A 22,376-nucleotide genomic window follows, 5' to 3' on the forward strand; every position below is an offset into this window, starting at 1 on the left:
AACTCATGCCGAGGACGCGCGCATGATCACTGGGCCATTGGCGGTTGATACCTGTTCCAGTGGCGTGGCAAAAACATCTGAGAGCAGCTGATCCGTCAATACCGCTTTCGGTGGGCCTAGTGACACAACACGACCTTGTTTAAGCACCACAACCGTATCCGCGTGCTCTAGGGTGCGGTTTAAGTCGTGATTAGCCATGATAACTGCGATTTCCTGCTCTCGCGCCAAGGCGGTCATTTCTTGGTAAATCACTTCCTGTTGCGCGACATCAAGTCCGGTTGACGGCTCGTCAAGCAAAAGCAAGCGCGCATGTGGATTTAACGCCTTTGAAACTTGCAACATAACGCCCGCCAATCGCACCCGTTGCCACTCTCCGCCCGATAAGCTGTCTATTCTTCGGTGGAGCTTGTCGCTGATAGCCAAACGAGACACCACGTCCGCGACCGTCTTGTCTCGAATCTCACCGGTTGCCAATTGCACACTATCGAGCACGAGATTGAGGTATTCAAATACCGCCATGACAAACGCAGGGCGCTGTTGTTGCATTAGGTATCCCCGCACTTGCGCCAAATCGTATCGGGTTTGTCCTGATACGGGTTGGCCTTGCAGCCAAACACTCCCCGATTGCGGCACTTCCAAACCCGACAAGAGTTCCAGTAAGGTGCTTTTGCCACTTCCGTTGGGACCGATAAGGTGTACCACTTGCCCGGCATCAACCGATAAGGACATCGGTAGTAAACGTGGCGATAAGCTCAAATCTTTAGCGCGAACGATCATCCCGCCCTCACCAACATCCACATAAATAATGGAGCACCAAGCACACTGGTGACCACCCCCACCGGAAGTTCCGCTGAGGGAAGGATAAGTCGACCAACGGTGTCGGCGCTGACCAATAATAGCGCCCCAGCCAACGCAGACATGGGCAACAAGGTACGGTTGCGGCTACCAAGCCACAGGCGTAAGTAATGCGGAACAATGAGGCCAATAAAGCCAATAACACCCGCAACAGCCACAGATACCCCGACCAAAACGCTAATTAAGGCGATCAATTGCCAACGTAGTTGATGTGTATCTAGCCCTAACTGCTGCGCCTGAGACTCTCCTAGCATAAGCTGGTCAAGCTTATGTCCGTATCGCCACAATACCGCAATGCAAGGTAAGGTCATTGTCAGTATACCCACATGCTCCAATCGCATGCCGGACAGTGATCCCATTAACCAGACCATTAACTGGCGCAAATTAAAGTCAGTACTGAAATAAAAGGCCAAGGTAACGCCTGCCCCCGCCAAAATGCTCAGAGCAACACCGACCAATAAAATGCGTGCCGTCGCTAGAGCGCGACGGGCTAATATCACTAATATAAAGGTAAACAAGCTCGCGCCCAGCATGGCAGTGACCGCCATACTGCCACTCGACGCCCAAGCTGGTGCGAGTAATAACAGTAAGACCACAGCAATGCTTGCGCCACCGGAAATGCCTAAGACACCGGGCTCCGCGAGTGGGTTACCCAATAGCACTTGTAGGCTTGCCCCGGCCATTGCCAGTGAGGCCCCTATCATCACACTGACCAGTACACGAGGGAGGCGAAGCTGTAAGAGTAACTGCTGCTCTAATGTTGAGTCAGGCGCGAACGGATTGATCCATATCTCGCCAACACTCAGCGCGAGCCCACACACCAACAGCAGTAAAGCCGAGAAAGTAAGTAACGCGCGCCGCCAACGGCTCTGTTGGCGGGCGGTGAGTTCTGACACTCGCATGCGTCATCCATTAAGCCAATACTGTGACGCACTTTACCGACTGATTGCCAGCTTGAAAAGCGCTACGCCGAGGCTTTTTGTGGTGCGTGCACAAAGAGTGGCTGATTGACATTAGGCTCAAAGGGCGTGGCGAGTAATCCAGCCCGATGACCTAGGTGGACATTGGCATTGGGAAAAATCACCACTTCCCCCTCATGCTCGGCATAGATTTCTTGTCCCTTGTCGGTGGCCAATAATGCCCCCTTCTCGAACGGTGTGAAGTTTTTAGCTGATGAAGGGAACGTGAGGGCAAATTGCTCCGTGTGCTTGGTCAAGGTTCGGGTCACACGATAAAAGCGCATCGGCGCCAATTCAGTCGGTAATGTGGCGGCTTTGAGTAAGCCTCGTAAGGTGCGTTCAAGCGGCTCGTATTCACGCATATCATTTTCAAACAAAGGCGCGACACGGCCCATTTCTAAGGTGGCAGCCAGTGCATCATGGTGGTTGGCACTATACCAACTGAAAGTCGGTGATGGTGATTGAGACAGAATAGTGGCATCCATTTTGGCGTCATTGAGTAATGCCGCCAATGAACGTACATCCTTTTGGGTTGGCGTCGTTGGGATCACCCCAAACATATAATGATAGGACTCGCGAATCGCACTGTGTAAGTCAAGATGCCAACGAGTCATACTGTCCGGTTGAGCAGAAAAGAAATCGCTTACCGCTTGTTGCAACTGATTGGCTAGGTAGTGCTCTTCGTTTTTTTCCTCATTCCAGCCTCCGAATAAGCGGTTGAGGTTATCTTCAATAAAACGAGTGTGCGCTTTAATCGCTTCGGCATGGCCAATAATCAGTAATAGCGGCACATTGGGGGTAAATGTCTCTGACATTATATCGGCAAGAAGACTGTCAACGAGCTCAATGGGCGCGGTTTCGTCACCGTGAATACCTGAAGACAATACGACGCAACGCGAAACCTTGGCGACATCGGGCTGTATCGAAATAATACCGGGGGCACTGTGATTGAAGGTAAGCGAGCCTACTCGCCATGAGTCTGGGGTAAAAGCATGAGGTGCAGTCAATGCGGCATCAATAAAGGCACCTGGGCGTGCTGTCAGCATAATGCTTCCTTTTATTACAACTAGACAACAAAACGTTACAGCGAGATAACCAATAAACCCAGGATTTTCCCCTCACAATGTGATCATGTATAGACAAATTAAAAAGCCGTGGCGCATCGGCACACGGCTTTCTAGTGTGGTGTCGTCACCACTGTCGGGGTCACACAGCGTTATTCTTCAACGTCTGCGTTTTCAACTCGCGCTTTGAGTTTTTGGCCCGGTCTAAATGTCACGACGCGGCGCGCCGTGATCGGAATATCTTCCCCTGTTTTAGGATTTCGACCGGGACGTTCATTCTTGTCTCGCAAGTCGAAGTTACCAAACCCTGATAACTTGACCTGTTCGCCACTTTCGAGCGCCTTCCGAACCTCTTCGAAAAACGCTTCGACTGTCTCCTTGGCGTCCCGTTTGCTAATCCCGATATTTTCAAACAGGTTCTCAGCCAAATCGGCCTTAGTGAGCGCCATAGGTTTTTCCCTCAAGAATTGTTGAACACATATGCAATACCGCAGTATCGACACCACCATTCTACACTTGGCCCATACGCCTTTAGCCCTTGTATTTTAGGGATATTTGAAGGCCAGCTCAAAACAAGTGTATGCCAACTGGCTGATTTGCGCCAACTTTTTTACATTAAAAAAGCAAGAACAATGTCCAAAAAATTGACCTTTCAAACCAAGATGTTACAAGGGTTTTCTCAACCAGCATAGTCAATAGACGGCTAAGCTGCTTAATATTAGGCTTTTTTATCAATATCTGAACACTTTCTCATCAAATATAGTGAATTTATTTAGTTTTTCAAATGGATAGATGTTAGGCCATTTAGGCATAAAAAAAGCAGCGTTTCCGCTGCTTTTTGGGATGACGTTAGGTTAGTCACGCAAGGTAACGCCTAATTTCTCTGATAAATAGCTGACAACACCAGACACGGCTTCACTGATATCGGCTTCCTCAAGCGTGCGCGCATCAGATTGCAAGGTCAGTGCGATCGCCAAGCTCTTCTTGCCCTCTTCCACACCTTTGCCGGTGTAAAGGTCGAAAAGCTGTGCGTCCTTAAGCAAGGGGTTGCCGCTTTGCAAACACGCGTCCACCACATCGCCAGAAGCAAGCGATTGATCAGCAATCACCGCGATATCCCGGCGGTTAGCAGGGAATTTAGACAGCCCTGCCGCTTCGGGAATAAAGCGTTCGTCAATGGCCTGCCACTCTAGCTCAAACACCACCGTTCGGCCATTTAAGCCAAACTCACGTTCAAGTTCAGGGTGCAGGGTACCAATGTGACCCACCACTTTGCCGTCAAACGCTATCGCGGCGGTTTGACCTGGGTGCATGGCAGGATGAGAGGCTGACACGAAACGGAAGTCTTTCAACTTGCCTGTGAGTTCCAGTACCGCTTCTAGGTCGCCTTTCAAATCAAAAAAGTCAACGGTCGCGCTCGCCAGATCCCAATGCTCTTCACTGCCAGGACCTGCAATCACCCCCGCAAGCATGCTTTCTTGGCGAATGCTCGATTGACGAACGGCACCACCGACCTCGCCTTCCGGGGTAAAGCGTAAACCAAATTCAAACAGACGCACCCGAGGCTGCTGACGCTTTTGGTTATAGGCAACCGTGTTTAAAAGCCCAGGAAGCAAGCTCAGGCGCATGGCTGACATATCTGCAGAGATTGGGCTTGGCAGGATCAGCGGCTCAACATCCGGAACAATCAGCGCTTGCTGTTTAGGTTCAACAAAGCTGTAGGTAATCGCCTCGTGGAAGCCACGGTCAACCAACAAATCGCGGACACGTTTCAGTGGCATCGCTGCTTCTTTGTATTCGCGCATCGTCAGTGCCGCTTTAGGCGCACGGGTTGGAATGTTGTCGTAGCCGTAAATACGCCCGACTTCCTCAATCAAATCCTGCTCAATGGCAATATCAAAACGCCAGCTAGGTGCCGTTGCTTGCCACCCTTTCTCGGTTTCCGTTACCGCACAGCCAAGGCGAGACAAAATGGCTTGTACATCACTGTTATCGATAGAATGACCCAATAGGCCATCTAACTTCTCTCGACGGAGAGTGACGGTGTCACGAGTGGGGAGTGTTTCTGCCGACTCAGCGGTAACAATATCTCCCGCTTCACCACCACAAATCGCCAATAGCAGTTCAGTCGCCCGCTCCATCGCCGCTGCTTGTAAAGCTGGGTCGACACCACGCTCAAAACGGTGAGAGGAGTCTGTGTGTAGCCCATAGCTACGTGCACGGCCGCGGATCACATCAGGGGCAAAAAACGCCGATTCGAGTAAGATATCTTGCGTGTCTGTGGTGACGCCAGAGTCTTGCCCGCCAAAAATTCCGGCCATCGCCAAGGCTTTTTTCTCATCGGCAATGACCAAGGTTTGCGCATTGAGTGTTGCTTCGTTGCCATCGAGCAATGTGAGCGTTTCGCCCTCTTTTGCCATACGCACCACAATGCCACCCTCAAGCTTGCTAAGATCAAAGGCATGCATCGGCTGACCTTGCTCAAGCATCACATAGTTAGTGACATCCACCACAGGGTCGATAGCGCGAATGCCACTGCGGCGCAGTTTCTCTTGCATCCACAGCGGGGTCTGGGCATTAAGATCCACATTTTTTACCACACGCCCTAAATAACGTGGGCACGCTTGTGGTGCATCAATACGCACGGATACCTTATCTTCAATGCTGGCAGCGACCGGAGTGATGGTCGGCTCGGTGACATCAGTGCGGTTCAATACGCCGACTTCACGCGCCAAACCACGCAGGCTCAAGCAATCAGCACGGTTCGGGGTTAAGTCGACATCGATGGTTACATCGTTTAGTGCGAGGTAGTCACGGATATCAGCACCAATCGGTGCATCGGCAGGCAGCTCGATAATGCCGTCAGATTCGACATCAATCCCTAGCTCAGTAAATGAGCACAGCATGCCGAAAGACGGTTGACCACGCAGCTTCGCTTTTTTTATTTTGAAGTCACCTGGCAATACCGCACCAACCATTGCGACCGCGACTTTCAGGCCTTGACGACAGTTTGGTGCACCACAAACGATATCAAGCAATTCATCTTCGCCGACATTGATTTTGGTGACACGCAGCTTGTCTGCATCTGGATGCTGGCCACACTCAACCACTTCGCCCACAACCACACCACTAAAGTCGCCAGCAACGGGTGCAATTTCATCGACTTCGAGGCCGGCCATGGTGATCTGATGGGCAAGCGCGTCGGTGTCGTTTGCTGGGTTTACCCACTCTCTCAACCAAGATTCACTGAATTTCATTATTACCTTGCCCCACTGATTACTTAAATTGTTTCAAAAAGCGCAAATCGTTCTCAAAGAACGCACGGAGATCATTCACGCCATAACGCAGCATGGTTAGGCGCTCTACGCCAATACCAAAGGCAAAGCCTTGATATTCCTCTGGATCGATATTCACCGCACGTAGTACATTCGGGTGAACCATGCCGCAGCCTAAGATCTCGAGCCATTTTCCGCCTTTGCGGCGTACATCAACTTCAGCAGAGGGCTCTGTGAACGGGAAGTAAGAGGGGCGGAAACGCACTTCCAGATCTTCCTCGAAAAAGTTACGTAAGAAGTCGTTGAGGATCCCTTTGAGATCAGCGAAGGTGATGTCTTTATCGACCAATAACCCTTCCACTTGGTGGAACATCGGGGTATGCGTTTGGTCGTAGTCATTACGATAAACGCGACCGGGGGCAATAATACGGAATGGAGGTTTACCCGCTTCCATGGTACGAATTTGTACGCCAGAGGTATGCGTACGCAACATCAAATCAGGGTTAAAGAAGAAAGTATCGTGATCGGTACGTGCAGGATGATCTGGGGCGATATTCAGCGCATCAAAGTTATGAAAACCGTCTTCAACCTCTGGCCCAGAAGCGACAGAGAAGCCCAATTCACCGAAAAATTGCTCAATACGTTCAATGGTACGCGTCACGGGGTGAATACCACCGTTTTCAATACGACGGCCCGGCAAGCTTACATCAATGGTTTCTGCGGCAAGCTTCGCTTCCAACTCGGCGCGCTCAAGCGCATTTTTACGCTCAGCAATCGCTTGTTGTACGGTTTGCTTCGCTTGGTTAATCTTTTGACCCGCTTCGCGGCGCTCTTCCGGTGGCAGTTTGCCCAACGCCTGTAATTGTGCGGTTAGCTCGCCTTTCTTTCCTAGGAATTTAACCCGGACTTCATCCAATGCAGCCACAGAGGCGGCATCGGCCACCGCACTGGTTGCATTCGCAAGAATTTCTTCTAATTGTTGCATTGTTTCCTCGTCGACCCGTTGGGCAGTCCAAATCAGGTAGGTGCGTGACAATACCTGCTGACATCATGGTTTCACCCATTGTCTAAGCAAACTGACAGAGTCGCCTCAATAATACGCCTCAATGCCAATTGACTGAGAGAACAGGTAATAAATTGACCTTACATACTAATTAATGCCACGACTAATGCCAAACGCTAAACAGCATTTACGCGATTTTTCCTTGCCATCCGGTCACAAGGGGCGTCATTTTGGTGGTAGATTGGTCATTCAGCGCTTCAATCCAGTAAAAATCGAGCATATGGGCGTTGATCGAATAACTCGCTAAGCATTGTTTGGTATTCTAGCGCCTATATTGCCAAACAAGCTTGTGTGGCCACTCTCTACTTGGCCTCCGACCGCGTTTCCCTAATAACTTGTTTCCCGAACAATTGGAGCCAGTATGCAAGACACCAGTCGTCCCTTACGTGTGTTTGTTTCGACGTCGACTCACCCTTGGTTCAACCTCGCCGTGGAGGACACCATATTTCGAACCATGTCCTCGCAGCAGAACGTCCTGTTCCTCTGGCGTAATGACAATACGGTGGTCATTGGACGCGGACAGAACCCATGGCGCGAGTGTAATACGCGCAAAATGGAACAAGATGCCGTAGTGTTGGCGAGGAGACAAAGCGGCGGTGGCGCGGTGTTTCACGATTTGGGCAACACCAATTTTACCTTTATGGCGGGTAAACCAGGTTATGATAAATCAGTATCAACGCAAATTGTACTCGATGCCCTGAAAACGCTCGGGATCAGTGCCTCAGCCAGTGGCCGAAATGACCTCACCATGGATACACCCGACGGCCCAAGAAAAGTATCGGGCTCAGCCTACAAAGAGGCCAAAGATCGCGGCTTTCACCATGGTACGCTCTTGATTAATGCCAACTTGTCGCGACTGGGTGACTACCTCAACCCTGATCCTAAAAAGCTACAAGCCAAGGGGATTTCATCTGTACGTGCCCGCGTGGCCAATATCGCTGACTTTGTCCCAGACGTTGATCACCAACGCGTGTGTGACGCGATTAAAACCGCCTTTTTCCGCCATTATGGCCATACCACTGAGATTGAGTATATTTCTCCCGACGCCAAGCCCGATGTCGAGGGGTTTGACGCGATTTATGAAAAACAGTGCAGTTGGGCGTGGAATTTCGGTAACAGCCCGCAGTTCATGCATACCTTTGATGAGCGTTTTGAATGGGGAGGCGTTGAGCTGCACTTGGATGTGAAACATGGAGAAATCATCGATTGCCAGTTATTCACTGATAGTTTAACGCCAGGCCCGCTAGAAACCCTGGCTAATCAATTGGTCGGACAAGCCTACCACCCGGAAAAACTTTACCACTTTGTGATGAGCTGGGCCGACGCAGACCAAAGTCATCAAGTGATGTACGAAGATATTGCCCTGTGGTTACGTCAAGCCATCGCCTGATCGCTGAACACGGCTAGAGTGACCTTTATCACATAATCCCCTCTCCTTTGATCCCACGCAAAGACGCAAACGCCTGTCACGTCACTATAGGTGACAGGCATGTTCTGGTCATATATCCCACATGTAATAGACAGACTGTTATTATCCACGCTAATTTGGCTTGAATAATAGTTTTTAATTTTGGTAAAAAACCATTACGCTAGTTTTACATATTTTGTTACAAAATACAGGAGGCCATTTTACAAAGGCGTTAACGCCAACACCCTGCACCCGGCTAGCCCCATGCAGACCCAACAATCATTCAACGAATAATTAGATAGTTATGGAAAACCAAAAAACAATACTTGGTCACCCTCGGGGACTGTTCTTACTTTTTGGCACTGAGCTTTGGGAGCGCTTTTCCTACTACGCAATGCGTGCCATCCTCGTCCTTTATTTGACCGATCAAACCATCAACGGTGGTTTAGGCTGGTCAACCAAAGACGCACTCGAACTTTATGGCTACTACACTGGCCTCGTCTATATCACGCCGCTGATTGGTGGGTGGATTGCCGATAACTTCATTGGCCAACGTCGCGCTGTCGTCGTTGGTGGTGCACTGATGGCGATTGGACAATTCACCTTAGCTTTTCCTGCTCAACAATACGGTTTGGACATTGTTCATACGTTATACGCCGGTCTCGCGTTGCTCATCACCGGTTGTGGCCTGCTAAAACCCAACATTTCGACGATGGTTGGTGACCTTTATGATGAAGGCGATCATCGTCGTGATGGTGCGTTTACCATCTTTTATATGGGCATCAACATTGGCTCATTGTTAGCAGGCTTCGTCTCGGGCTCTGTGACCAGCGCTTACGGCTGGCAATATGGCTTTTTCGCCGCCGGTGTAGGTATGGTGATCAGCCTGCTGATCCAGCTAACCATGGCCAACTCTTGGTTAGGTGAAATAGGTCGAGTCCCAGCCGCACAGCAAGCGCGAGACGCCAATCACTCCAAGACCAACGCTCCATTGACGAAGCAAGAAATCGATCGCCTTAAAGTCATCTTATTAATGGGTTTGTTTGTCATTATTTTCTGGGCTGGCTTTGAACAAGCCGGTGGCTTGATGAATATTTATACCCAAGAGTATACGGACCGTATGGTTGGTGGGTTTGAGATACCGGCGGCTTGGTTCCAATCACTTAATCCTTTCTTCATCATTGTCTGTGCACCCATCGCAGCCTCACTGTGGGTACGCCTAGGCCCTAAAGAGCCCAGTTCGCCCGTGAAGTTCGCGATGGCGCTATTTATGTTGGCACTGGGGTTTGTGTGCATGATTGGCGCGGTGTTAGAGCAAGGTGGCGATACCACAGTGAAAACGTCAATGTTTTGGCTGGTGGGCGCGTTCTTCTTCCACACGTTAGGCGAACTTTGTCTCTCGCCTATCGGTTTATCCTTGGTCACTAAGCTCGCGCCGCTACGCTTGGCTTCATTGATGATGGGTGCTTGGTTCGGCTTTAACGCGATTGCCAACTATGTGGCGGGTATCATAGGCTCGCATGTGGGTGATTATGGCGCTATGGCCATCTTCGGCGGTATCGCGGCAACCGCTGCGATTTCCGGTGTGATCTTACTCGCGCTATCCGGCACGCTGATTCGTTGGATGCATGGCGCTGAGTCCGGCGCCACACCAAGTGAAGAAATCGAACAACAACAAGTGCAAGTGGCTTAACACGCCCACTTCACCACTGAAAAAGAGGCCGTTTGGCCTCTTTTTTTAGTTGCGCTGATTATTGCTAGGTCTTACTTAAATCCAGCGTTCCGCTAAATACGGTTACTGCTTGGCCTTGTAGCAACACATGGTCTTCGCTAAGCGTCATCTTGATACACCCACCGCGTGCGGATGCTTGATAACCGATAAGCTGCTTTTTACTCAACGCTTGTGACCAATACACTGCCAGCGCGCAATGCGCCGAACCCGTCACGGGATCTTCATTCACCCCCACCCAAGGAGCGAAGTAGCGAGAGACAATATCGACCGTATTATCAGAGCTTGCCGCAGTCACCACCACGCCACGTCCAGGGTGCGTATTTAACGCGGCAAAATCCGGAGACAGCGCTTTTACATCGTCTTCAGAATCAACCACCAATAGCTCTTTTTCGCCAAAAGAATAACTCGTGCGGATATCAGAGCCACGTAAACCTAAACCTTCTAGCCGCGGTGGATTTGGCGTTATTTCTGTCAGCTCAGGAACAGGAAAGGCCATGGCTATACCCTCGCGTTGAATCGTCACATCAAGAGGCCCAGACTGCGTATGAAAAGTGACATTGTCACCTATCTTGACGTCACCACGCTCAGCTAAAATATGAGCTGTGGCGAGTGTGCCATGACCGCAGAGTGCGACTTCAACTTTCGGTGTAAACCAGCGTAAGGACATGGTATCTAAAGCAAGAAATGCGGTTTCAGAGACCGCCATTTCCTCGGCAATGGCCAACATGGTTGCTTCATCCAACATGGACGCCGAGATACACACCCCTGCCGGGTTTCCCTGAAACAATGACGCGCTAAAGGCATCAACTTGATAGATATCGACAATCATCATTTAGCTCCAAGACGACGACGCAGCGAATGATACATTTCCATAATAAAGGTCGTAAAGCCAACGGTAGGATCGTGCTGAATGTAATCTTCAATCGCATTGAGATTAATCTGGCGAAATTTTTCAATCGCGGTCTCCGCACAATCAGCAACAATCACATCCCCTTCAATGATCATTCCCTGCTCTAACAATGTGCCTTTTTCAACAAGGTAGCTGGGGGCTTCCTTGACCAAGTAAGTAAACTGGTCACAGTGGTTAGGCTGACAAAAGAAGACGTATTGGTTCATCGTTATGCCCCTAATGGTATTTTCAGACACTATATCATGATACGAGTAATGGGTAGGCGTTAGCAGTGAATACTTTTGCATGCTCAGAGTTAAATTACTTAGGCAGTGATAAATAATAAAAAAGGAGAGCCGAAGCTCTCCTTTCTCAGCAATTCTTTACTGTAAAAATTACAGTGAAGCTTTCGCTTTTTCTACCAGCACAGAGAATGCTGCTTTGTCATATACCGCGATATCGGCAAGGATCTTACGATCGATTTCGATAGATGCCTTTTTAAGACCGTTAATCAGACGGCTGTATGACATACCGTTTTGGCGAGCCGCAGCGTTGATACGTGCGATCCACAGTTGACGGAATTGGCGTTTCTTGTTGCGACGGTCACGGTAAGCATATTGACCAGCTTTCGTTACCGCCTGAAAAGCTACGCGGTATACGCGTGAACGCGCACCATAGTAACCTTTCGCTTGCTTCATTACACTCTTGTGACGTGCACGAGCTTGTACACCACGTTTTACGCGAGCCATTGTCTCTCTCCTAAACTAAATAATAAAACTAAAAACTTATGCGTATGGCAGCATGCGAGCTACTTGCGCGTTTTCGCACGCAGGAAGAACCGCATTTGGACGAAGCTGACGCTTGTTCTTAGTAGTACGTTTAGTCAGGATATGACGCTTGGTTGCACGCTTGTACTTGAAGCCACCAGCTGTTTTTTTGAAACGCTTAGCAGCACCTTTGTTGGATTTCATCTTAGACATGATGAATAACTCCGCATTGTATTAATAACATAGCAATTTGGCGAACAAAGCGGCTGCACCCAACGGGCGCAGCCGCATGTTACTTGGAAGCCAGAATTACTTCTTCTTTGGGGCCAGAACCATGATCATCTGACGGCCTTCGATGCGTGAAGGGAAGCTTTCTACTGAAGCAATTTCAGCAGTGTCTTCTTTCAAGCGGTTCAGCACGTCAACACCGATGCTTTGGTGCGCCATTTCGCGACCGCGGAATCGGATAGTGACCTTGACCTTATTGCCCTCTTCAATGAAGCGAACCAGGTTGCGTAGTTTTACCTGGTAGTCGCCTACATCTGTGCCAGGACGGAATTTGACTTCCTTAACCTGAATAGTCTTTTGTTTTTTCTTCTGCTCTTTCGCAGCTTTACTCTTCTCGTAAAGGAATTTGCCGTAATCCATAATACGACAAACCGGCGGCTCAGCGTTCGGACTGATCTCTACCAAGTCAAGAGTCGCCTCTTCTGCTTTGGCGAGTGCTTCATCAAATGGGACAATACCCACTTGTTCACCGTCGGCGTCAGTCAGACGTACTTCCTTAACACCACGAATTTCGTTGTTTAGACGATGAGCGTTCTTCTTTGCCGGGGCTTTTCTTGCGCCTTTAATACCTTATTCCTCCACAATATTGAGTGTTCGATCTTGCACTTCTTGCTGCAACTGCGCTAAGAAGTCATCAATCTTCATTTTACCCAAATCTTTACCTTTACGGGTCCGTATTGCGACTTCGCCAGCTTCCATTTCCTGGTCACCACAAACCAACATATACGGAACACGCTTCAAAGTGTGTTCGCGGATTTTAAAGCCAATCTTCTCGTTTCTCAAGTCCGCAGAGGCTCTAAATCCAGCTTTTTGCAGTTTTTTCGCAATCTCTTGCGCGTAATCTGCTTGTTTATCCGTGATATTCATCACAACGGCTTGTTGTGGTGATAACCACGCGGGGAAATGTCCTGCGTATTCTTCGATAAGAATACCGATGAAACGTTCTAGTGAGCCCAAGATAGCACGGTGGATCATGACCGGTGTGTGCCGCTCATTATCTTCCCCTACATAGGTCGCGCTTAGGCGCTCGGGCAACGCAAAGTCAAGCTGCACTGTACCACATTGCCATGCACGATCGAGACAATCATGCAAGGTAAATTCAATCTTAGGTCCGTAGAATGCGCCCTCACCTTCTTGAATTTCAAACGGAATGTCCATTGCCGTTAACGCTTCATTCAAGGCTTGCTCGGCTTTATCCCACATTTCATCGGAGCCAACACGTGTTTCAGGGCGTGTCGACAGCTTGACTTCAATGTTGTTAAAGCCAAAGGTCTGATAGGTCTCATAGACCATCTCGATACACGCACTGACTTCTTGCTGCACCTGTTCTGGGGTACAGAAAATGTGCGCGTCATCTTGGGTAAAGCCACGAACACGCATCAGACCATGCAATGCGCCTGATGGTTCGTTACGGTGACAACTGCCGAACTCAGCCATACGTAACGGCAGGTCACGGTACGACTTAAGGCCTTGGTTAAAGATCTGGACATGACCGGGGCAGTTCATTGGCTTGAGTGCGTATTCACGGTTCTCAGAATTCGTCGTGAACATGTAATCCGCATACTTGTCCCAATGGCCTGAGCGCTCCCAAAGCACGCGATCCATAATGAGCGGCCCTTTGACTTCCTGGTAATCATACTCAGCCAGTTTGTCACGAATAAACTGCTCTAGCTCACGGAAAATCGTCCAGCCGTTGTGATGCCAGAAGACCATACCCGGCGCTTCTTGCTGCATATGATACAGGTCAAGTTGCTTACCCAGTTTACGATGGTCACGTTTGGCAGCCTCTTCCAAGCGCACCAGGTGTGCTTTAAGTTGTTTTTTATCAGCAAATGCTGTGCCGTAGATACGCTGTAGCATTTTGTTGTCGCTATTCCCACGCCAGTAAGCGCCAGCCACATTCAGGACTTTGAAGTTCTGACAAAAGCTCATGTTTGGCACGTGTGGGCCACGACACATATCAATGTATTCTTCGTGGTGGTACAAGCCCGGACGGTCGTCACGTGATACATTCTCATCCAAGATTTCTATCTTGTATGACTCACCACGCGCTTCAAACGTGTCGCGCGCCTCTTGCCAGCTCACGTTTTTCTTCACGACTTGATATTTAGTTTTCGCCAACTCTTTCATACGCTTTTCAATGGCGTCCAGGTCATCCTGGGTGAGCGAGCGATCCATGTCTATGTCGTAATAGAAACCGTTGTCGATGGTTGGGCCAATCGCCATCTTAGTGTCAGGGAAAAGCTGCTTAATCGCATGACCTAAAAGATGCGCACATGAGTGGCGAATGATTTCTAACCCGTCTTCGTCTTTCGCAGTGATGATTTCCAGTTGGGCGTCTTGCTCGATAAGATCACACGCGTCAACACGTTCACCATTTACACGGCCGGCAATGCAAGCTTTAGCAAGGCCTGGACCAATATCGTTGGCGACATCGTAAGTAGAAACCGGATGGTCAAAAGCACGCTGACTGCCGTCAGGGAGAGTAATTAGAGGCATTGATAACAATCCTTCTCAGTGGTGCCACACACCAAGTGGCACATGAAGTGTATTTTGGCGATTAGTAAGTAACCGCACAGTGCGAGTAGAATGACGATTATGAAGATCCCGCATTTGTGATGCAAGTCATCCCAACAATAATTTCTGCGCGAGAATCAGCGTGATAAACAATCAAGTTTTCTATCATTCACTTGATTTTACGCGAGACTTCATCAATCCTGATTTGTATACACAATTTTGACAAGGAAACCGTATGGCCAACGCGCCTCGTTATCAACAAATCAAAGCCTACATTGAAGAAAAAATTGAGACACGGGTTTGGCCGGTTGGTACGCGTATCCCCACCGAATACGAGCTGTGCGATCTATTCAACGTTAGCCGGATGACGGTCAATAAGGCGGTTCGTGACTTGGTGACTGATGGGCTACTCGAACGCACGCCGCGGCTAGGCACGTTTGTTACTGAACCCAAAGCGGAATCACCGTTGATGGACATTCGCAATATTGCCGATGAAGTCACTGCACGCGGTCAGCACTATCACAGCGTCATCCATGCATTGAAACGCCTCTCTGCGCCCGTTGATGTGGCAATGCGCTTGGGTGTGATGTTAGGCACCGACGTCTACTACAGCGAAATTGTCCACTACGGTGATGAGATACCGCTCCAGCTCGAGCAGCGCTGGGTGAACCCGGCGCTTGCGCCTGCCTATCTGGAACAAGACTTCAACCAGACCACCCCCAATGAGTACTTGTCTTCAGTGTGCCCAGTTAACACCATTGAGCATAGTGTCGAAGCGATTAATCCATCAGCAGCAGTCAAAGAGGCATTGGCGATGAAGTCTGATGAGCCCTGCCTTTTACTCCACCGCCGCACCTGGAGTCAGCAAACGCTGGTCAGCGCCGCATTACTCTACCATCCTGGTTCACGTTATAAGCTAACATCACGTACAGACAGATAGCCGACCTGCGTCGGTAGGCTATGCTTGTTGAAAGGTCGTGTATCGGGGTAAAGAGATGTTTGCGCGTGTGTTAACGCTATTCAGCCGCCATTGTCTATTCATCGTGATCGTTTTGACGCTGATCACTCCCACCGCTGGCGCCACAGACAAAATCATCCGCCTTACTAGCGGTGAATTCGCCCCGCTAATGTCAGTGAAAATCAAACACAGAGGCCTTATCAGTCATATTGTTGAAGAAGCGGCGGCGCTAAGTGGTTATCGCGTTCACTATGGTTTTTTCCCGTGGAAACGCGCCTATGTGATGGCAAAAAGTGGCTACTGGGATGGCTCTGTGGCTTGGGGCTACACAGAGGAACGTGAGAAATACTTTGCCTACTCGGCGCCCATCTTTCCTGAGCATGTTTACCTTTATCACCGAAAGCACTATGCATTTGACTGGCAAGAAGAAGCGGATCTGGAAGGTATAAAGCTTGGTGTTAACCGTGGTTACCTTGACGAATACATGCTGCAGCAAATGCAAAAACGCGGATTGCAAATTAACTATCAAGCCACGACCACCGAACTACAAAACTTTCGTGCCCTCATTGGAGGCCGGGTCGATATTGTCATCAGTAACCGCCTCATTGCCGAGCGAATACTCAGAAAGCATTTCGACGAACAAGCGCGTGGTAACATCGTTCGTCATTCACGCCCTTTTCGTGTCACCTCATTGCATGTACTGATCAGTCGAGAAATCGAACAGACGGATGAGTACATCTCCGCGTTCAATCAAGGGCTAGAGCGCTTGCATCAATCCGGACGCTACGATGAACTGATCACGGATTTTGAAAACGGCGCTTACGACTAGCGGTTCGCTTTCCGCGCCATTAATCTCTCTAATCTCGCCAAAACGATCGAGCCGATCACAAAACCTTTACAACCCCTCTTGTGCTCGCGCCCTTATTTGTATATACATTTGTATAGACATTTATGAAGCAGCAAGGGATTCGCCATGAAGAAGGTATTTACCGACGCAAATGTGGTCAGTATGGCGAGCGATATTCGTGAGAGTACTGGCTACCAATGCCAACCCAATACAGCGATTGCCGTCGAGAACAGCAAAATTGTTGCGGTAGGACAGCAAGCCAAGCAGCTCGATTGGCCTACGCAGTCGTTAAAAGGGTGTCTCGTCACCCCGGGACTGATCGACAGTCATACCCACCTCGTGTTTGCAGGTAACCGCGCCGGTGAATTCGAGCAGCGCCTCAACGGTGTGCCCTATCAAACCATTGCAAAACAAGGTGGGGGGATTTTATCGACCGTGAATGCTACCCGTGCGGCCAGCGAAGAGACATTACTGGCGCTTGCTCTCCCTCGGGCAGAGGCGTTAATGCGTGACGGTGTCACAACAATCGAAATCAAATCAGGCTATGGGCTTACCCTCGAAGACGAGCTCAAAATGTTGCGTGTAGCAAGAGCCATTGAACAGCACTTGCCTATCAATATCTCAACGACTTTGTTAGCGGCGCATGCATTACCGCCTGAGTATCAACACGATGCCGACCATTATATTGATTATGTTTGTCACTCGGTGATCCCCGCCGCGGCAGAACAGCAACTGGCTGACGCCGTAGACGTCTTTTGTGAAAAAATAGCCTTTAGCGTCGACCAAGCAGAAAAGGTGTATGCCGCGGCCAATGCCTATGGCTTAAACATTAAAGCCCACACCGAGCAGCTCAGTGACCTTGGCGGCAGTGTGGCAGCCGCAAAGGCAGGCGCCTTGTCCGTTGATCATATTGAATACTTGTCAGAAGCTGATGCTCAGCTTTTGGCCGCGTTCAGCACGGTTGCAACCTTGCTTCCTGGCGCGTTTTACTTTTTGAGAGAAACCCAGAAACCACCGATTCAAGCACTTCGTGATCATCATGTGCCAATGGCGATCGCCACCGATTTTAATCCGGGCACATCACCGTTTGCGTCTTTAACCCTGATGATGAATATGGCCTCCACCTTTTTTAGCTTGACGCCCAAAGAGAACCTTTACGGCGTAACCCGCCATGCCGCGCAAGCGATGGGGTTGACCCAAAAAGGCCAAATAGCACCTGGCTTTGACGCGGACTTTGCTGTTTGGCACTGCGACTCACCGGCTGAGCTTAGCTACATGGTGGGCACCGCACCACTTGCCGGGCGCATCGTTGGCGGAACATGGTACGACAATCAAGGGGTACGAGGATGAAACATCTACCTGCAGACATGAGTGTGTGGCAAGGGCGCGTTGACCCAGAGGACGGCGAGCGCGGACTGCGCTTGCACCAAACGGTTACCTCGTACACGCCATCGTGTGAACAAGGCGGCGTGGTGATCTACGGCTTTGCTTGTGATGAAGGTGTCGCTCGTAACAAAGGTCGTCAGGGGGCAGCTCTGGCACCGAATACAATCCGGCAGGCATTGGCGAATTTAGCTTGGCACAACGCCCCTGCCCTCTATGATGGCGGCAACATTGTCTGTGATGACACCGACCTCATCCTTGCACAGCAAGGGCTAAGTCAACACATTCACCAAACACTATCACAGCATAATGTCTTGGTGCTGGGGGGCGGGCACGAAACGGCGTGGGCAAGCTTTCAAGGCTTATCCAGTTATGTTTCTCGCCACACGTCACCAACACACGCACCAACAATCGGTATCATTAATTTTGATGCGCACTTTGACTTGCGCACGCCACAAGGGATCAGCGAAGCCGGTAGCTCAGGGACACCCTTTGCGCAGATCGCCCAGCTTTGTCAGCAAAAAGGCTGGCCATTTCACTATGCCTGCCTAGGCGTAAGCCGAACCAGCAACACCCAGGCACTCTTTGATAAAGCCGCACAACTTGGGTGCTGGGTAGAAGAAGATATCGACATGCAGGTGGCTGCGCTACCGGCACTCAAAGCGAAATTAAGCGAATTCATCCAAGGATGTGATTACTTATACCTCACGCTCGATATGGATGTTTTTCCCGCCAGTGCCGCGCCAGGTGTGAGCGCACCAGCGGCAATCGGCGTCCCAGTGCAAGTCATTGAACCACTGATTCAATCCATTTTTAGTGAAGCCGACCGGCAGCGCGTTCGTGTTCCCGTGTGCGACATCACTGAAGTTAATCCTCACTACGATCGCGACCAGCAAACCAGTCGATTAGCGGCTCGCATGGCTTGGACCATGCTACACGCGGCGTCGCACCATATTCACCAACAAGGAGAGTAACCATGACGGATCCACGTTTTGATTCACGCACGGTTAAAGCCCCAACCGGGCCAGAGCTAAATACTAAAAGCTGGCTAACCGAAGCCCCCCTTCGCATGCTAATGAATAACCTACATCCAGACGTGGCCGAACACCCTAATGGCTTAGTTGTCTATGGAGGTATTGGTCGGGCCGCCCGTAATTGGCAATGTTTCGATAAAATTGTCGAGGTGCTTAAACGTCTTGATGACGACCAAACCTTGTTGGTGCAATCCGGTAAGCCTGTCGGGGTATTCCCGACCCACAAAGATGCGCCCCGTGTGCTTATTGCCAACTCAAACTTGGTGCCGCACTGGGCAAACTGGGAACATTTCAATGAGCTCGATAAGCAAGGGTTAATGATGTATGGCCAAATGACCGCGGGGAGCTGGATTTATATCGGCTCACAGGGCATTGTTCAAGGCACTTACGAAACCTTTGTTGCCGTCGCTAAGAAGCATTTCGATGGTGAAGCCAAGGGACGTTGGATCTTGACCGGTGGTCTAGGTGGCATGGGTGGCGCACAGCCGCTAGCAGCCACCATGGCTGGCTTTTCAATGATTGCGGTTGAGTGTGATGAAAGCCGCATCGATTATCGCTTGCGCACCGGCTATGTCGATCGTAAAGCCACCTCGCTTGACGAAGCCCTGGAGATGATTGAGCAAGCTAATCAAGCTGGTAAGCCCGTTTCCATTGGGTTACTGGCCAATGCGGCTGATATTTTCCCAGAGCTGGTGAAGCGCAATATCACCCCTGATGTGGTCACCGACCAAACCTCAGCCCACGATCCCCTTAACGGTTACCTACCGCAGGGCTGGACCATGGAACAAGCCGCTGCTCAGCGCAAAGAAAGCGAAGCAGAGGTCGTGAAAGCGGCGAAAGCGTCAATGGCCGTACAAGTAAAAGCGATGCTTGATTTGCAAACGCGCGGCGCGGCGACCTTGGATTACGGCAATAACATTCGCCAAATGGCACTCGAAGTGGGGGTTAACAATGCCTTTGATTTCCCAGGATTTGTCCCTGCCTATATTCGTCCGTTATTCTGCCAAGGAATTGGTCCGTTCCGCTGGGCGGCCCTGTCGGGCGATCCGGAAGATATCTATAAAACCGACCAAAAAGTCAAAGAGCTGATCCCGGACGACCCACACCTGCACAACTGGCTTGATATGGCCAAAGAGCGCATTCAATTCCAAGGCTTACCGGCACGTATTTGTTGGGTGGGTGTCAAAGACCGTGCCCGCTTGGCCCTTGCCTTTAACGAAATGGTGAAGAATGGCGAACTCAAAGCGCCCGTTGTGATTGGCCGTGACCACTTAGACTCAGGCTCAGTGGCGAGCCCGAACCGTGAAACCGAAGGCATGCTTGATGGCTCAGATGCGGTGTCAGATTGGCCATTGCTCAACGCGATGCTAAACACAGCATCAGGGGCCACCTGGGTATCTTTGCACCACGGTGGCGGTGTTGGTATGGGCTTTTCACAACACTCTGGCGTTGTCATAGTGTGTGACGGTACCGACGATGCACACCAACGTGTGGCACGCGTGCTGCGCAACGACCCCGCGACCGGCGTCATGCGCCACGCCGATGCCGGCTATGACATTGCCATTGATTGTGCCAAAGAAGAACAACTCGATCTGCCGCTGTTGGACTTACCTAACCAACCGCTGCGCTAAGGAGAGCAAGATGTACACATTAACGCTACAACCTGGTGAGCTCACCCTGGATCAACTGCGACAAGTTAGCCGAGAGCCCGTTCAACTGGCGTTTGCTGACGGCATTGAAGCCACCATGAAAACCAGCACCGACACCGTCACCGATATCCTTGAACAAGGACGGGTGGTGTATGGAATCAATACTGGCTTTGGCTTATTAGCCAATACCCGCATTGAGCTTGACGATCTCGAAACGCTCCAGCGCTCGATTGTACTGTCTCACGCGGCGGGCATTGGTGAGTTTATGGACGATGCCACCGTGCGCTTGATGATGGTGCTCAAAATTGCGAGCTTAGCGCGAGGCTATTCAGGGATCCGCTTTGAGGTTGTCAAAGCACTGGCAGAATTGGTCAACCGCGAGGTGTATCCCTGTATTCCTAAAAAAGGCTCCGTTGGCGCTTCAGGCGATCTTGCCCCGCTGGCTCATATGAGCACGGTTTTACTGGGAGAAGGCCAAGCGCGTTATAAAGGCGAAGTGATCTCCGGTGAAGCCGCGTTAAAAATCGCGGGGCTGTCTCCTATCACGCTGGGGCCAAAAGAAGGGCTTGCGCTTCTTAACGGCACCCAGGCGTCAACGGCCTTTGCGCTCGAAGGCTTATTTGAGGCCGAAGACTTGTATGCCGCCGCCACGGTTTGTGGTGCATTATCAGTGGAAGCGGCACTCGGCAGTCGCCGCCCCTTCGATCCACGCATTCACGCAGTGCGCGGCCACCAAACCCAAATGGATGCCGCTGCCGCTTATCGGCATCTGTTGAATGAATCCAGTGAAATTGGTGACAGCCACCAAAACTGTGAAAAAGTGCAAGACCCTTACTCACTGCGCTGCCAGCCACAGGTGATGGGCGCCTGCTTACAGCAAATTCGCCAAGCAGCCGACGTGCTTACCACTGAAGCCAATGCAGTGTCGGATAACCCCTTGGTGTTCCCAGAAGATGGCGACATCATATCTGGGGGGAATTTCCACGCCGAGCCCGTTGCCATGGCCGCGGATAACCTGGCATTGGCGATTGCAGAAATTGGCAGCTTATCGGAACGCCGCATGGCACTGCTCATCGATAGCAACCTCAGCAAACTCCCGGCGTTTTTGGTTAACAACGGTGGCGTTAACTCTGGGTTTATGATCGCACAGGTCACTGCTGCCGCGTTGGCAAGTGAAAACAAAACCCTGGCTCACCCAGCGTCAATTGACAGCCTACCCACCTCAGCAAACCAAGAGGATCATGTCTCCATGGCCACCTTTGCCGCTCGTCGCTTGCATGATATGAGCAGCAATACACGCGGTATCTTAGCCGTCGAACTGCTGTCGGCCAGTCAAGGCATTGACTTTCGCGCGCCCGATAAAACCTCGGAACGACTGGAGCAAGCCAAAGCAGAATTGCGTGGCGTGGTGCCGTTTTATGATAAAGACCGCTACTTTGCCCCTGATATTGAAAAGGCCAACGCACTACTCAAAACCGGGACCTATAACCGCTTAATGCCAAATGGTATCTTGCCAAGTTTGACATCCGTCTCCTAACATCGGTAACGCGTTCCAAACTTGACAGTTAAACGGCTCTTTATGAGCCGTTTTTTATCTAAACTGTCGTCATATCCACAGATATTGGGCGACATCATAGGCTAATATATAACCAGTTGCTGTTACTTCCCTCTTTACCTCGATGTAACGG

20 protein-coding genes are annotated in these 22,376 nt (G+C 50.4%); 8 read left to right on the forward strand and 12 right to left on the reverse strand.

Translation table 11 applies throughout. The features are described from left to right. Positions 1–3: 3 nt before the first annotated feature. From btuD to pheS, 6 genes are all read right to left on the reverse strand, one after another. On the reverse strand, positions 4–777 hold the full coding sequence (gene btuD / locus BZG20_RS00920; protein WP_108743445.1) for a vitamin B12 ABC transporter ATP-binding protein BtuD: 774 nt from the start codon (positions 775–777) through the stop codon (positions 4–6). Next, on the reverse strand, positions 774–1,757 hold the full coding sequence (gene btuC, locus BZG20_RS00925; protein ID WP_077577826.1) for a vitamin B12 ABC transporter permease BtuC: 984 nt from the start codon (positions 1,755–1,757) through the stop codon (positions 774–776). Before btuC ends, btuD begins: the two co-directional genes overlap by 4 nt. A gap of 62 nt (positions 1,758–1,819) precedes the next feature. Continuing rightward, the gene (locus BZG20_RS00930; RefSeq protein WP_077577827.1) at positions 1,820–2,860 is read right to left on the reverse strand and encodes a succinylglutamate desuccinylase; all 1,041 of its coding nucleotides are present in this window, start codon (positions 2,858–2,860) and stop codon (positions 1,820–1,822) included. A 170-nt stretch (positions 2,861–3,030) separates the two neighbouring features. Then, a complete protein-coding gene (ihfA, locus tag BZG20_RS00935; RefSeq protein WP_046073253.1) occupies positions 3,031–3,327 on the reverse strand; it encodes an integration host factor subunit alpha in 297 nt (98 codons plus the stop codon). A 405-nt stretch (positions 3,328–3,732) separates the two neighbouring features. Continuing rightward, positions 3,733–6,135: a phenylalanine--tRNA ligase subunit beta gene (gene pheT / locus BZG20_RS00940; protein WP_077577828.1), complete on the reverse strand. Its 2,403-nt coding sequence runs from the start codon at positions 6,133–6,135 to the stop codon at positions 3,733–3,735. Between the two features lie 19 nt (positions 6,136–6,154). Continuing rightward, on the reverse strand, positions 6,155–7,138 hold the full coding sequence (pheS, locus tag BZG20_RS00945; protein ID WP_046073255.1) for a phenylalanine--tRNA ligase subunit alpha: 984 nt from the start codon (positions 7,136–7,138) through the stop codon (positions 6,155–6,157). 439 nt (positions 7,139–7,577) lie between these two features. Between pheS and BZG20_RS00950 the strand changes: the two genes are divergently transcribed. Then, entirely contained in the window at positions 7,578–8,606 is a 1,029-nt protein-coding gene (locus BZG20_RS00950) for a lipoate--protein ligase (RefSeq protein WP_046073256.1), read from the forward strand. Between the two features lie 322 nt (positions 8,607–8,928). Next, positions 8,929–10,317 carry a peptide MFS transporter gene (locus BZG20_RS00955; RefSeq protein ID WP_046073257.1) on the forward strand — a complete coding sequence of 463 codons (1,389 nt, stop codon included), beginning with the start codon at positions 8,929–8,931 and terminating at the stop codon, positions 10,315–10,317. A gap of 64 nt (positions 10,318–10,381) precedes the next feature. Here BZG20_RS00955 and BZG20_RS00960 read toward each other — a convergent pair whose 3' ends face one another. The 6 genes from BZG20_RS00960 to thrS all read right to left on the reverse strand — a co-directional run bounded on the left by BZG20_RS00960 (position 10,382) and on the right by thrS (position 14,799). Further along, a complete protein-coding gene (locus BZG20_RS00960) occupies positions 10,382–11,185 on the reverse strand; it encodes a PhzF family phenazine biosynthesis protein (protein ID WP_077577975.1) in 804 nt (267 codons plus the stop codon). Continuing rightward, positions 11,185–11,472, reverse strand: a complete 288-nt coding sequence (locus BZG20_RS00965) for a hypothetical protein (protein ID WP_046073259.1) — start codon at positions 11,470–11,472, stop codon at positions 11,185–11,187. Before BZG20_RS00965 ends, BZG20_RS00960 begins: the two co-directional genes overlap by 1 nt. A gap of 168 nt (positions 11,473–11,640) precedes the next feature. Then, positions 11,641–11,994 (reverse strand): 50S ribosomal protein L20, encoded by a 354-nt coding sequence (gene rplT / locus BZG20_RS00970; protein WP_025673305.1) that lies wholly within the window; start codon positions 11,992–11,994, stop codon positions 11,641–11,643. A 36-nt stretch (positions 11,995–12,030) separates the two neighbouring features. Further along, positions 12,031–12,225 carry a 50S ribosomal protein L35 gene (gene rpmI / locus BZG20_RS00975; RefSeq protein WP_025673304.1) on the reverse strand — a complete coding sequence of 65 codons (195 nt, stop codon included), beginning with the start codon at positions 12,223–12,225 and terminating at the stop codon, positions 12,031–12,033. A 96-nt stretch (positions 12,226–12,321) separates the two neighbouring features. Next, a complete protein-coding gene (gene infC, locus BZG20_RS00980; RefSeq protein ID WP_077459463.1) occupies positions 12,322–12,867 on the reverse strand; it encodes a translation initiation factor IF-3 in 546 nt (181 codons plus the stop codon). 3 nt (positions 12,868–12,870) lie between these two features. Beyond that, entirely contained in the window at positions 12,871–14,799 is a 1,929-nt protein-coding gene (gene thrS / locus BZG20_RS00985) for a threonine--tRNA ligase (protein WP_046073261.1), read from the reverse strand. Positions 14,800–15,052: 253 nt separating this feature from the next. On the opposite strand from thrS, the gene hutC reads away from it, so the two are divergent. The 6 genes from hutC to hutH all read left to right on the forward strand — a co-directional run bounded on the left by hutC (position 15,053) and on the right by hutH (position 22,225). Next, positions 15,053–15,757 (forward strand): histidine utilization repressor, encoded by a 705-nt coding sequence (gene hutC / locus BZG20_RS00990; RefSeq protein ID WP_046073262.1) that lies wholly within the window; start codon positions 15,053–15,055, stop codon positions 15,755–15,757. A gap of 55 nt (positions 15,758–15,812) precedes the next feature. Then, positions 15,813–16,604 (forward strand): transporter substrate-binding domain-containing protein, encoded by a 792-nt coding sequence (locus BZG20_RS00995; protein WP_046073263.1) that lies wholly within the window; start codon positions 15,813–15,815, stop codon positions 16,602–16,604. Positions 16,605–16,748: 144 nt separating this feature from the next. Continuing rightward, positions 16,749–17,972 carry an imidazolonepropionase gene (gene hutI / locus BZG20_RS01000; RefSeq protein ID WP_046073264.1) on the forward strand — a complete coding sequence of 408 codons (1,224 nt, stop codon included), beginning with the start codon at positions 16,749–16,751 and terminating at the stop codon, positions 17,970–17,972. Continuing rightward, on the forward strand, positions 17,969–18,979 hold the full coding sequence (hutG, locus tag BZG20_RS01005) for a formimidoylglutamase (RefSeq protein WP_046073265.1): 1,011 nt from the start codon (positions 17,969–17,971) through the stop codon (positions 18,977–18,979). Before hutI ends, hutG begins: the two co-directional genes overlap by 4 nt. A gap of 2 nt (positions 18,980–18,981) precedes the next feature. Beyond that, a complete protein-coding gene (gene hutU / locus BZG20_RS01010) occupies positions 18,982–20,670 on the forward strand; it encodes a urocanate hydratase (protein ID WP_046073266.1) in 1,689 nt (562 codons plus the stop codon). 10 nt (positions 20,671–20,680) lie between these two features. Beyond that, complete coding sequence (gene hutH, locus BZG20_RS01015; protein WP_046073267.1) at positions 20,681–22,225, forward strand: histidine ammonia-lyase; 1,545 nt, start codon at positions 20,681–20,683, stop codon at positions 22,223–22,225. Positions 22,226–22,376: the final 151 nt, after the last annotated feature.

This window comes from Salinivibrio sp. IB868 (assembly GCF_001995655.1).
GTDB classification, from domain to species: Bacteria; Pseudomonadota; Gammaproteobacteria; order Enterobacterales; family Vibrionaceae; genus Salinivibrio; species Salinivibrio siamensis.